Origin of the sequence: Psychrobacter sp. TB67, from assembly GCF_000511065.1 — a bacterium.
GTDB classification, from domain to species: Bacteria; Pseudomonadota; Gammaproteobacteria; order Pseudomonadales; family Moraxellaceae; genus Psychrobacter; species Psychrobacter okhotskensis.
The window spans coordinates 43,305-56,429 of sequence record NZ_AYYA01000039.1 but is presented as its reverse complement, the minus strand read 5'-3'; the positions used below and the strand labels follow the sequence as shown (position 1 = coordinate 56,429).

The 13,125-nt window shown below is 44.6% G+C and carries 8 protein-coding genes; 6 read left to right on the top strand and 2 right to left on the bottom strand.

What is annotated here, in order from left to right; translation table 11 throughout:
• Nucleotides 1-58: 58 nt before the first annotated feature.
• The 3 genes from ylqF to mutY all read left to right on the top strand — a co-directional run bounded on the left by ylqF (nucleotide 59) and on the right by mutY (nucleotide 3,284).
• Nucleotides 59-1,015: a ribosome biogenesis GTPase YlqF gene (gene ylqF / locus W293_RS0105835; protein ID WP_025651538.1), complete on the top strand. Its 957-nt coding sequence runs from the start codon at nucleotides 59-61 to the stop codon at nucleotides 1,013-1,015.
• A gap of 24 nt (nucleotides 1,016-1,039) precedes the next feature.
• A complete protein-coding gene (locus W293_RS16140) occupies nucleotides 1,040-1,978 on the top strand; it encodes a GIY-YIG nuclease family protein (RefSeq protein WP_037025955.1) in 939 nt (312 codons plus the stop codon).
• A 67-nt stretch (nucleotides 1,979-2,045) separates the two neighbouring features.
• Nucleotides 2,046-3,284, top strand: coding sequence for an A/G-specific adenine glycosylase (gene mutY / locus W293_RS0105825; protein ID WP_025651537.1), 1,239 nt, complete (start codon nucleotides 2,046-2,048; stop codon nucleotides 3,282-3,284).
• A gap of 85 nt (nucleotides 3,285-3,369) precedes the next feature.
• Here the strand turns inward: mutY and W293_RS0105820 are convergent, their stop codons facing one another.
• Together W293_RS0105820 and rapA are read right to left on the bottom strand one after the other, a co-directional pair.
• A complete protein-coding gene (locus W293_RS0105820) occupies nucleotides 3,370-4,272 on the bottom strand; it encodes an acyl-CoA thioesterase (RefSeq protein ID WP_025651536.1) in 903 nt (300 codons plus the stop codon).
• A 390-nt stretch (nucleotides 4,273-4,662) separates the two neighbouring features.
• Nucleotides 4,663-7,551, bottom strand: coding sequence for an RNA polymerase-associated protein RapA (gene rapA / locus W293_RS0105815; protein WP_051395144.1), 2,889 nt, complete (start codon nucleotides 7,549-7,551; stop codon nucleotides 4,663-4,665).
• A 925-nt stretch (nucleotides 7,552-8,476) separates the two neighbouring features.
• Between rapA and W293_RS0105810 the strand changes: the two genes are divergently transcribed.
• The 3 genes from W293_RS0105810 to W293_RS0105800 all read left to right on the top strand — a co-directional run bounded on the left by W293_RS0105810 (nucleotide 8,477) and on the right by W293_RS0105800 (nucleotide 13,080).
• Entirely contained in the window at nucleotides 8,477-10,789 is a 2,313-nt protein-coding gene (locus W293_RS0105810; protein WP_025651533.1) for a sensor histidine kinase, read from the top strand.
• A gap of 83 nt (nucleotides 10,790-10,872) precedes the next feature.
• Nucleotides 10,873-11,829: a response regulator gene (locus tag W293_RS0105805; RefSeq protein WP_025651532.1), complete on the top strand. Its 957-nt coding sequence runs from the start codon at nucleotides 10,873-10,875 to the stop codon at nucleotides 11,827-11,829.
• Nucleotides 11,830-12,138: 309 nt separating this feature from the next.
• Nucleotides 12,139-13,080: a D-2-hydroxyacid dehydrogenase gene (locus tag W293_RS0105800; RefSeq protein WP_025651530.1), complete on the top strand. Its 942-nt coding sequence runs from the start codon at nucleotides 12,139-12,141 to the stop codon at nucleotides 13,078-13,080.
• Nucleotides 13,081-13,125: the final 45 nt, after the last annotated feature.

The window sequence follows — 13,125 nt, the reverse complement described above, 5'->3', positions numbered from 1 at the left end:
AAAAGTAAATGACGATCGTCTTACTTTGAGCATTTTTTATAAAAGGTTAGTAAAGCAGATGGATAAGAGAGTAAGTATTCAGTGGTTCCCTGGGCATATGAATAAGGCCCGCAATGAAATCAAAGAAATCATGCCGCAAATGGATGTCGTCATTGAAGTGATTGACGCGCGTATTCCTTATAGCAGTGAAAATCCCATGGTCGCAGCATTACGCGGCGAAAAACCCGTGATCAAAATCCTGAACAAAGCCGACCTTGCTGACCCTGAATTGACCCAAGCATGGATGGACTATCTTGAGCAGCAAAGCGGTGTCAAAGCCATTGCTTGTGATACCGAGAAAGCCAATGATGTAAAGCGTATTATCGCCATCTGTAAACAACTTGTACCCAATAAAGTCGGCACCGGTCGCCAAATAAAAGCCATGATTATGGGTATTCCAAACGTTGGTAAATCAACGTTGATTAATACCTTAGCTGGACGCGCCGTGGCAAGAACCGGCGACGAGCCAGCGGTCACTAAGTCGCAGCAGCTGATTAAGCTTGACGATGACATCATGCTCTATGATACCCCCGGTATGCTATGGCCAAAGGTCGAAAATGAAAACTCTGGCTATCGCTTGGCGGCGACCGGCGGTATTCGTGATACCGCTTTTGACTTCGCTGATGTGGCCAGTTACACCGCTGAGTACTTGATGCATGCCTATCCTGAGCTGCTAAAAACTCGCTATAAAATTGAAGAGCTGCCGAAGACTGATTGGGAGTTTTTTGAAGTTGCGGGACGTAATCGCGGCTGTGTACGTTCGGGTAATAAAGTCGATACTTACCGTATGTCTGAGATTCTGATTAATGAGCTGCGTAGTGGTAAGCTTGGGCGTATTACGCTTGAGACGCCAGCTATGACTGAGGCTGAAGAAGTCGTCGTCGCTGAGCAACGTCTGGCTGCTGAAGAGAAAAGAATTGCTAAAGAAGAAGAAAAGCGCTTACGTCGATTAAAAACGCGGAAGAATCGTAAATAAATTGCATAAAGAATATTGGCTACTATGAATCCGTTAATACCCTCTGCTAAAACCATTCAGATTTATCTGCCAAAAGGTAATCCTCGCGGATTGCGCTTGGCAGAGATGACCACGCGTACGGTGCGTTTGATTGAGATTCCACGCATTCATATTGATGATTTTTTTGCGATGCCAGATGCCAATCAAGTTGGCTTATATTTTTTGATTGGTGACACCGACAGTATAGATAAGCCATTACTTTATATCGGGCAAACTGGCGATTTGAAAACTCGTCTCAATCAACATCATAAAAAAGACTTTTGGACGCGGGCTTTTGTCATGCTTTCAACCAATAATTCCATGACCCAAACCCATGCGCTGTATATGGAGCATAAAGCAATTGCCACTGCCCTTGACGTGGGGCGCTATGAGCTAAAAAATGGTAATAGTGGTAATAAGCCGCATACACCCGACCCATTAAAAGCTGACTGCGAAGAGTTGTTTCACACCCTTGATGTTTTACTATCAACCTTGGGTCAACCTATTTTTGAATCTTTAGCTATTCACGATAGCCTTTATAGCAACGAGACTGATGCACATAAACTGACCACACCCACTGATGTTAAAGTTAAAAAAACAGCTGAAATATCTCCAACGAAACCTATCCCAGTCCTGTTTTATTACAAGGTAAAAGATGGCGATGCACAAGGCTATTATGATGACGATGGCTTTGTAGTATTAGCAGGCTCTTTAATACGACAAACACAAACGTCATCAGCTCCACCATTTGTGGCTAAATTAAAAGAGAGTCTACTCAGTAGTGGCAAACTCATAGCGGTAAATGATACAAGCTATAAGCTCACTGAAAATCATTTATTTAAAACACCCAGTGGAGCCAGTTCTTTAGTGTCAGGTCGTTCGACTAACGGCTGGATTGAATGGAAAAATGCCGCAGGTCAAACTTTAGACAGCATCTATCGATAACGCCTTTAATCCCCACATGCGACCCTCATATAACTCTCATACTCTTTGAATTGCTCGCCCATTGCCTATGATATCTATTACTTTTATCCATACCGACACCAACCTCGACTCCTTCGCTCCACGCCTGCTCGATTGGTTTGCTGAAAATGGTCGCCATGACCTGCCTTGGCAGCAGCATCAAACCGATACGCCCAATCCTTATATCGTTTGGTTATCCGAAGTCATGCTCCAGCAAACGCAAGTAACGACAGTGCTGCCCTACTTTGCCCGTTTTATGGAGTCCTTTCCGACCGTGCAAGATTTAGCCGCAGCAGAATGGGATATGGTGGCGGAGCATTGGGCGGGGCTTGGCTACTATGCGCGCGCACGTAATTTGCATAAAGGTGCTAAGCAGTTGGTTGAGGTAATCGATAAAACGGGCGAGTTTCCGCAAACCTTAGCCGGTTGGGAAGCGATATCTGGCGTTGGCCCGTCGACTGCTGGCGCGATTATGGCGATGGGGCTACATCGTTATGGCCTCATCTGTGATGGTAACGTTAAACGAGTAATCACAAGGTGGGCGGCAATCGATGGCGACATTACCAAATCTGCCACGACCAAAGAACTGTGGGCATTGGCAGAACGTTTAACCCCTAGGGAAAACTCAGGATTGTTTGCGCAAGCGATGATGGATATGGGCGCAACTTTATGTACTCGTAGCAAGCCTGCTTGTCTTTTATGTCCGCTACAAGATGATTGTATTGCCCATGCGCAAGGTCGCGAAACCGATTATCCAGTCAAAGCGAAAAAGCAGCCTAAACCCAGTAAGTATAGCAATGCGCTATTAATTAAAAATACGGATGGCAAAATACTGTGGTTACAGCGCCCCGATAACGGTATTTGGGGCGGACTGTGGAGTTTGCCTTTGCAGTTTGTTGAAAAAATTGACGGTAAAATAAGTGGCAAAACAACTGCTAAAAATTCAGAAGCCAGTGAGGATAAACCATTAAAAGTTACTAGCAATGAAAAAGTATATGAAACAGAATTTACCACTGCTGAGCAGATTATTAACGAGTGGCTGAATAACAATAAAATAGTTGCAAAAACAGTCAGTAAAACTTTATTAGACGATGCCCCTATTAAGCATTCGCTGACCCATTTTCATTGGTATTTGACACCACAGTCGGTGACTTTAAATGCTAAGCAAACTGCCGAAATGACCGAAGCCTTACAAGCGGCAGAGATTAATATTCATTGGTTAAATGCTAATGATGCTCAGGCAACCCTTGGGTTGCCACGAGCGATGGTTAAGATTTTAGAACAATAAGTGAATTCACTTAAATAAAATTCATAAAAAAAGCGACTCACAATGAATCATGAGTCGCTTTTTTTATTTAAGAAATACTAGAAGATTAAGACTTTGGCACACGCAAACGCATCAAGCCTTCTTGTTGTACCGTTGCTACCAATCGACCATCTTGCCAAAACTGGCCATGGTTTAAGCCCTTGGCATTAGACGTGGTATCACTCCACATGTCATATAATAGCCAATTATTCAAATCAAAATTACGATGAAAATGCATCGAATGATCGATACTGGCCGCTTGTAAGCCGCTGGTCATAAAGCTAACGCCGTGTGACATCAGCCCTGTACCAACCAGATAAAAATCAGAAGAGAATGCCAACAGTGCTTGCTGAATAGCAATAGGCTGCTTGCCAAGCTCACGAATGCGCAACCAGTTCGCCTGTTTAGGCTTCATCGGCTCTGGATGAATCGGGTCACGCGGTTTGACCGGCTTAATCTCAACATGACGACGGCGCATAAAACGGGCTTTTAGCGCGTCTGGGACTTTTCCGACATACTCTTCTTTTAAATCCTGCTCGGCGAGCAAATCTTCAGGCGGCGGATAGACTGGCATATCTTCTTGATACTCCAAGCCTTCTTCCATCGGCGAAAACGAGGCAATCATCGAAAATATCACTTGCTCGATCGGCGCTTTGCCACGTACTTCTTTATATTGAATCGCCGTTACTTCGCGCGCAGACAGACTGCGACCGTCACGTAGGCGACGCACTTGATAAATCACCGGCTGATTGATGTCACCACCACGCAAAAAATAGCCATGCAGTGAGTGACAAGGCTTTTCTTGATCGAGTGTATGAGCCGCTGCCATGATCGCTTGCGCCAGCACTTGCCCACCAAAAATACGACTGCCAACATAGTCATGGCTCTTACCCTCAAAGACATCGGGGGTAACTTCAATAAGCGCTACAGTAGCCAGCAGCTCATCAATCAGTTGCGAATAATCGGACATGACGATATGTTTCCTTATTTTTATCAAAAACGCTAAGCATCTAAAAACGAGCCTCTAAAAACACGCACTCAACGATATCGATATGATATCGCGAAAGATCCTTTGCGGTTGAATGTAAAATAATTTGAAATCACTTGTTAGAAAGACACAAGGGAGATTCTAGAACAAAAAATACAGTTGTAGTAGCACGATGACTAAACATTCATTATTCGGCAAGAAGGCCAACATCTTACCCAAAATTGCGGGCTTTGGCTAGATAATAGCCACTTACTAGCCAGTCTCTGTCTCATGTATTGGGATAACAGATAAGATAGGCGAAATCCATTGTCATGAATCAATCATAAAAAAACGAGACGATTAAGCACCTCGTTTTTTTATCAGAATTTTAACTTATGGTTTTACTGCCACTAGCACGCGGATAGAGTCTGGCACTAGCGATAAATTACTTAAGGCTTGCTCGCCTTGGGCTTTTAGTTGCTCAAGACGTTCAATCTCTGCAGGACGGACGTTAGGATTGATAGTTTGCAGGTGCTTTAGGCGTTTGATTTCACGTGACCACTGCTGGCTAAAGCGGGCACTCGCTTGCTCACCAATCTCTGCAAGCTGCTGACGGGCAATGTCTTCTGCTTCATAATAACGCTGCTCAATCACATCGCCGCGCACTTTAATCACTTGGCGCGCACGGTTTTTATCCAAACGCTCAATATGCGGCATAATCATATCGGCGCTGATACGCGCGGATAAATCACTGCCCTGCTCACTGATAAACACACGGATATTTTGTGTGGTTAAAGTCGCTGGCAAATTGAGCAATCTTGGCGCAATGGCTTCAACGCGAAAATTCACTTCGAGCAACACCATGCCTTGTGGTACGGCAGCACTTTTTAACATCGCCACCGTGGTATTACCAAAGGTACTGGTACTTGCTAGCTCATAAATCGCGCGCATCAATGGATGCTCATGAGTGATAAATTCGATATCTTCACGCTGTAGCGCTTGCTCACGCTCAAAGGTCAAGGTCATACCGTCTTCATCGCCAAGTGGCAAGCCATCGATATAATCACTAATCTCAGTGCTATCAATCGGGGCAATCACCCACGAGCCATCGCGTTGGATATTATGGTCAATATTGGCAGAAGCAAAGAAACGCTCGATAAACTGTGGCAATAGATTATGCCCATCAAAATCACGCATGGCATCAGCGATACGACCAGCCACACGGGGACGGCACGAGTTGTATTCTAATAGGCGATCACGACCCGCTTGTAGCTGTGCTTCCAGCCCCAACCGCGTTTGTAGCGCTTCTTCGATAATATCTTGCAAGGTCGTACGATTAGCATCGGTATCCGCGCCTTCAAGCATCGGCTTTAGGTCTTGAATATACTGCTCTTGCACGCTCTGTGCGGTCGGTGAAATCTGATTAAACATATTGAGCGCATCGTGATACCACTGATACAGTCGCTCTTGCGCCGTCCCTTGTACGTAAGGCACATGCAGCATAATCTGTTGGGTTTGTCCGATACGATCTAGGCGACCGATACGCTGCTCCAAGGTATCTGGATTGGCGGGTAAATCCCATAGTATCAGCTGGCTGGCAAACTGGAAATTACGACCTTCTGAGCCAATCTCCGAGCACAATAATATCTGTGCGCCTTCACTGTCTGCGAAGAATGCGGCTGCTTGGTCACGCTCAAGCAATGTCATCTGCTCAGTAAAGATAGCCGTCTTAATGCCTGCATGCAGACGTAATACCGCCTCCAAGCTTTCAACGGTCGCGCCACTACGGGCAATCAATAGCACTTTTTTATGCTTAAGCTCACCGCGCAAAATATCAATCAACCAAGGCACACGTGGGTCGTCTTCTAGCCAGCCGCCGTCAGGTTGGTTTTCTTCGCCCCATAGCTGCTCGCGCAATTTACCATTGGTTTGATAGCTGTCTATCCACGCCTCAGGCAATGCCAGTGGATACGGCTGACTGCTACGACCATAAAACCCTTTGACACTCTCACGAGTATTACGGAATAAAATACGACCCGTACCGTGACGATCTAGTAGCTCGTTAAGGGCATGTGTGCGCAGTTTTTCGTCATCATTAATCGTTGCCAACTCATCAAGGCTGATGTCTAGCAAGCTGCTTAACGCGGCAATTTGACTGTCGCTCAAAGGCTTGTCTTCGATTAACACAGCAGCGACGGCAGCCGTTTCAGCAAAGGCTTCTTGACCATCGATAAACTCATCCAAATCATCAAAGCGATCTGGATCGAGCAAACGCAATCGAGCAAAGTGACTTTGCGCGCCAAGCTGCTCAGGCGTTGCCGTTAATAGCATCACCCCTGGCGTCTCTTCGGCAAAGTCAGCAATCAAGTCATATTTATCATTGCCGCCTTGTGCCTCATCCCAATGCAGATGATGCGCCTCATCGACCACCAATAAATCAAAACCAGCTTCCATCGCTTGGTCATATAAGTCAGGATGATCGAGCAATAGATCCATACCCGCAATGATACATTGCTCGGTGGCGAAGACGTTTTGTTCAGGATCGTGTTCTTTAATGGCTGCCGTACGTACCAAATCAAATAAAGCAAAGTTTAAGTTAAAGCGACGACGCAGCTCAATCATCCACTGATATTGCAAACTGTCTGGTACGAGGATAAGCACACGCTCAGCTTTACCCGTTAGCAGCTGTTGATGAATAATCAGACCCGCTTCGATGGTTTTACCCAGACCCACTTCGTCAGCGAGCAGCACACGCGGGGCGATACGTTTGCCAACTTCGTGAGCGATATAAAGCTGATGTTCAATAATATCGACGCGCGCGCCCATCAAACCTTTGAGTGGATGACCGGCCAGCGCCGATTGCATACGCAGGATATCTTGGCGCAGCTCATACCAATCGCCGCGCTCAATACGACCAGCAAGTAGACGCTCAAGCGGCTTAGCCAAGGTAATATTGGCAGCAAGGCGGGTTTCCATAATGCCGCGCTCATGCTCATCGACACCATATTTGAGTACACCCATGACCTCATCAACGGCATTGACCATGTAGCACTTGCCATCTTGGTCATAAATGCTGTCGCCGACCTTGAACACCACGCGTGATAATGGCGCAGAATTTTTGGCGTAGACGCGCGTCTCTTCACTTTGCGGGAATAAAATATGCACACAGCGGTCATCAACATCGATGACCACCCCCAAGCCAAGCTCAGACTCCGTATCAGATAAATAACGTTGACCAACGGCGAATTCAGTACTGTGCAATGAAGCAATAGAGATAGTCATAAGGCGATGTCTTTTGTACTCAGATAATAGGAAAAAATAGATAGCTCACAATGAGAGTCGCTAGGGTTGTCACTAGCGCGATATCATTCATCAGATATCACTCATCAATAGTCTGATAGGTCACCGGCCATACCGGCAGCATCAGTTTATTAGCTAGGTCGCAAGATAAAGCCGACCATTATATAACGTTAGCGGCTAGATGAGTGCGTTTAGTTGAGTTTTCAAGAGCAGATTCGTGCAAGATTACCGCAATGCCAAGCATAAGTTGGTCATATAAAACAAGAAGATAAGGACTCGCAAGTAAAGAAAAAATATTGTCATTATAAAATTGCTTCTGTATTGTTAACAAATGCAATAGAACATTTCTTTTTTCTTACCTGAATTATCTGAACTGTCCAAACGCTCCTCTAAATATACCCTTTAGATACTCATTATTCGTCATTAACTGCTTTACGATGTTCTTAAGCACAGCGTGGCTTTTTATAGTCTTTAAAATTATAGTCTTTAAAATTATAGTCCTTAAAGTTATGGCAATTAAATTTAATCAGTCGATTAAGTTATACCGCCATAACTTTTATACTTTTAGGTGTTAGGGTCTGTTGAACATTCAAATATCAGGACTGCTGATTGCTAAAATCGTCCCAAACGTTTTATCAAATCAGGCGTAAACCGACGATAATGTCGAGACCTTAGCTAGGTTTACAACAACGTTTGGGGTGATTTTAGCATCAGCCTTTTAGGGCAGGGCTATTTTTTGCCAATACATGGCGAAATTGTCTAACCTAGAACGACTAGTCGTCAAAAATTTCACTGCGTATTGTCTAAAAAATAGACGCTGCCAGTACCACATTTGAATGTTCATCAGACCCTAAATTGTATTGGCAGTTTTTTTTGTGGTCACCATTATCCAAGGACCATCACCACCATGAGTGCCTCCAAAAAAGTTGGCTTTTTTAATCAAGTCAGTACCCAAGTGACTACTATTCTATTTATTGCTTTTGCAATCGTACTCGCCGTCGTCGTTTATGTTGTTGATAAAGAAGGCTATGAGAAAATCCGCCTTGAATCTGCAAAACTGGTGGCTGAACGTGGTAATACGGCAGTCAATAGTATCTCTGCTGATATCAATCGGGTGATGCGTAGTGCGTTGCTGCTGCAACAAAGCGCACAAACCTTGCCAACAGAAGAGGCGATTTTACAAGCCAGTACCGCCAATGCCTTTGATAAGCGTGATTATAGTTTGTTAGGCAGTGGTGGTATTTGGCCTGATAACGGTGCGCTTGGGGCAAATACTGCTACCCACCCGTTCCTGATGGTACGTCAAAACGGCGATTATCAAGCGGTGTTGAGCGACCCAAATCCAGCCAATCCTTATTATCAGGAAGATTGGTTTAGCGTCTTAAAGCTGCTCAAACCCGAGAGCTGTATCTGGAACCATGTACGCGCGAGCCAAACCAAAGGCGAGCTGGCGATGAGCTGCGGTGTGGCAATCGAGCGTGACAATCAGTTTTGGGGTGCCAGTACGGTCAACTTTACCCTAAACCAGCTACAAGAAAACATCGTTCAGTTAAGTGAAAGCTCAGGTTCAGGTTACATTCTACTCTTGGATAACAGTGACAAGGTTATCGCTTCTTCTAACCCTGAACGCTTGAGCTATATTGATGAAAAGACAGGCACGCCACTTGATATTAAGCAAGTTATCAACTCAGACCCTGCTTGGCAACCGGTGCTTGATTTCTTAGATGTCCAACGTAACGAGACTATTGAGCAAGTTGCTGCTAGCGTATCGCCGCAAGTACAGCAAGTATTGAATACGATTGATAAAGCAGAAACGGGTGATTCCAAAGGTTATTATTTGGTCAATTATGCCGCTTATCTCAATAATAGCGAAAACAAGCAAAACGCTATGGATAGTCGCTTATTGCAGAGCTTTGAGCTGACTAAAGACAACTTCTACAACGGCAGTCAAGCGTACGTGTTTGAGATTCCTGAGACCTATTGGAAGCTTATCGTTGTACAGCCTGATGCTGAAATTAACGCTATCGCCGATAATCTCAGTGAAAACTTGATTAACTGGATTGCCTTGGCGCTATTAATCACAGCGGGTGTGATTTACTTTATGCTGACATTCTTGGCATTCAAACCGTTGAAAGAAACCACCGATAAAATCTCTAAAGCGGAAAACCTGATTAACAATAAGCAATATAATAAGCTAAGCGAGGTTAAATTCGCTGAAGGTCGCAACGAGATTGGACTGGTAAACGGCTCTATTAATGACCTATTAGGCCGTATCCAATCTAACGAAGGTAAGCTTGCCAATATCAATCAGCAGCTAGAGATTAAAGTCGAAGAACGTACCGCTGAGCTGCAAGATACGCTAAAAGAGCTGAAAAACTCTCAGCTGCAGTTGATTCGTTCAGAAAAAATGGCGACGTTAGGTCAAATGGTTGCGGGTGTTGCTCATGAAGTAAATACGCCATTATCTTATGTGCAAAACAACCTTGAAATTATCGGTCAGTTGACTGAGCAATACGAAGAGCTGATTGAACTGGTACAAGGGTTAAAAGCCGTTAAAACGGATGCCGCTGCTGATGGCAAAATTGATAAGCTATTGGCAGATATCGTCCGTGCTTCCGATGAAATCCAAGAAGATGACTTGTCGTCTGAGCTAAAAGAGCTGATTAAAGATTCACTCTTTGGCGTTGAGCAAATCACTGAAATGGTGTTAAACCTACGTAATTTTGCCCGCCTTGATGAGTCAAAAGTGAAAACCATCGATGTACGCGAGTGTATCGAAGCGTCATTGAAAATCGCTGGCAACTCTATCAGACATCAAGAAATTGTCACAGACTTTGCCCCAACGCCTGAGATTAAATGCTCGCCGTCACAGATTAACCAAGTCTTGGTCAACCTATTGAATAACGCTGCGCAAGCCATGGGAGAAAAACCGGATGGCAAAATCGAAGTGCGGACGCGCTCTGATGACAGCAATGTCTATATCGATGTCAGCGACAACGGCAAAGGTATGAGCACAGAGATTCTCAATCAAATCTTTGAGCCGTTCTTTACCACTAAGGGCGCAGGCGAAGGTACTGGACTTGGTATGGCCATCAGTCAGCAGATTATGGAGCAGCATAATGGCGACATTCAAGCGGTCTCGACCGAAGGCGTTGGCACCACCTTTACCTTAACGCTACCGATTGATAATGACTTAACGGAACAAAGCCTAGCAGCGTAAACGCTAGGTTCTGTCTTATTATAATTGATATTTTAATGATTATATAAAGCTATAGCACTATTATTCATCATAAGGATACCATCATGAATGAATTTGAAATGGAAACCCCTAGCACGGAGTTAGGGTCTGAACCAAAGCCAAAACTGGCATTTATTGACGACGAACAACGCATTTTACGTTCGATGAAACTGCTGTTTCGTAAAACGCATGACGTTTTTATCACCACTGACCCGACTGAATATATCGACTATATCAAAAACAACCACGTACACGTGGCGGTCAGTGACCAGCGTATGCCTGAGCGCGTTGGTGTCGATATCTTGCGCGAAGTCAAAGAAGTATCGCCGTCTACCATGCGTATCTTATTGACCGGTTATGCTGATTTGAACGCGATTATCGGCTCTATTAACGATGGAGAGATTTATCGTTATTTGACCAAACCTTGTAAATCTGAAGAGCTGCTTGCCGTCGTCGGTCGCGCCACCGAAATAGCTTTGACCTATAATCCAGACGAAGACGCTGAACAATTCGACAGCTCAGGCAACAAACAAACGCTATTGGTCATCGATGAAACCAACGATCTGATTGAGCAAATACGTAAGCAGTTTTCGAACAGCTATAGAGTCCTGCATGCTAAAGGCTTAGAAGAAGCTTATGATTATTTGGCGAATGAAGATATCGGTGTTTGTATTACCGACATCAATGTCAGCGGCGAGAACATCGCGCCGATTATCTTTACCTTGAAACAAGATGCGCCGCACTTGGTGGTTTTAGTACAAACTGAATTCCAAGATGCAGGCTTGTTGATTGATTTGATTAATAAAGGTCAGGTCTATCGCTGCTTACCAAAACCAATGCGCGCTAGCCTCCTTGAGATTAGCGTCAACCGTGCGTTCCAGCATCATACAAAACTGAAAGCCAGTCCTGAATTGGTTAAGCGCTATGAAGTCGAGCACGACCCTGAAAACGATGTGCGTATTGATTTAAGCAGTCGCGTACGTAGTCTAATAGGTAAATTGCGTAAGCGTTTCTCTTTATAAGCGTAAAAGCGACGTAAGCACAAAAACGACTGTCTCAAAAAATAAAACCTCTATTTCAATGAAATAGAGGTTTTTTGCTGGACGCTTTTTGACGGGGTTTTTTGACTAAAGACTGCAACGTGCTATAGTCAAAATATCCTAAAAGCGCTGCGGTATTGCTGATATCAATTTTTCGTAGACTCTGTCTGCGCAGGTACAGCAAGCAAGAAAAATGGATATCAGCGGTGCGTGATGTTTCGATATTACTTTTCACTGACCATACATTAAGCCGATGACCATCTATACGACAATAATAAATAAGGAATAACCATGCAAGCCGTTTTTTTAGATAAAGGTACGTTTTCTGATGGCGTCGACTTGCCAGCACCGACAGGCATCAGTGATTATGTGACTTATGATGATACGCCAAAAGACAATGACGTTATTTTGGCGCGCTGCAAAGACGCTGATATTATCATCACCAATAAAGTCCAAATTGATGCAGAAGTAATAAGTAAACTCCCCAACCTGAAGCTTATCCAATTGACTGCCACGGGGATGAATAACGTCGATCAAGAGGCTTGTAATAAGCATAATGTCGCACTGTACAATGTCGCGGGTTACGCAGTCAAAAGCGTTCCTGAACATACCTTTATGCTCATGCTGACTGCTATGCGCGCCAGCATTCACTATCATCAAAAAGTGGTCGATGGTACTTGGCAAGGTAACGGTAACTTCTGCCTACTGGATATCCCGTTGATAGATTTGGAAGACAAAACACTAGGGATTATTGGCGTTGGTACCATCGGTAAGCGCGTCACCGAGATTGCCCGTGCCTTTGGTATGAGCGTATTGTGGGCAGAACATCAAGACCGTACGCCGCGTAATGAGGATTATACGGCGTTTGAAGAGGTACTGGCGCAGTCTGATGTGCTGAGCTTGCATTGTCCATTAAACGAGCAAACCCAGCACCTTATTAATGCAGATACTCTGGCAAAAATGGCTAAGCAACCACTTATCGTCAACGTTGCTCGTGGCGGCGTTGTCGATAGCCAAGCGCTGACCGATGCCATTAATAGCGAGCAAATCATCGGTTATGCTAGCGACGTGTTTGAGCAAGAACCTATCACCGACGAGGATCCACTACTCAGCATTAGTGATCATCCCCGCGTCATCTTTAGCCCGCATAACGCTTGGGGCAGTAAAAGCGCGCAAGAGACCCTATGGGAAATGCTAAGTAAACAAGTGGCTGCTTTTATCGATAAGCACTAAACGACAACCAATAAAAGATCGTGAGCAAAGAACTGTCGCTAAGAA

Bases quoted from the DNA above. Each gene is read 5' to 3' on its own strand.
- ylqF (WP_025651538.1), top strand. From the start codon at position 59: ATGGATAAGAGAGTAAGTATTCAGTGGTTCCCTGGGCATATGAATAAG.
- W293_RS16140 (WP_037025955.1), top strand. From the start codon at position 1,040: ATGAATCCGTTAATACCCTCTGCTAAAACCATTCAGATTTATCTGCCA.
- mutY (WP_025651537.1), top strand. From the start codon at position 2,046: ATGATATCTATTACTTTTATCCATACCGACACCAACCTCGACTCCTTC.
- W293_RS0105820 (WP_025651536.1), bottom strand. From the start codon at position 4,272: ATGTCCGATTATTCGCAACTGATTGATGAGCTGCTGGCTACTGTAGCG.
- rapA (WP_051395144.1), bottom strand. From the start codon at position 7,551: ATGACTATCTCTATTGCTTCATTGCACAGTACTGAATTCGCCGTTGGT.
- W293_RS0105810 (WP_025651533.1), top strand. From the start codon at position 8,477: ATGAGTGCCTCCAAAAAAGTTGGCTTTTTTAATCAAGTCAGTACCCAA.
- W293_RS0105805 (WP_025651532.1), top strand. From the start codon at position 10,873: ATGAATGAATTTGAAATGGAAACCCCTAGCACGGAGTTAGGGTCTGAA.
- W293_RS0105800 (WP_025651530.1), top strand. From the start codon at position 12,139: ATGCAAGCCGTTTTTTTAGATAAAGGTACGTTTTCTGATGGCGTCGAC.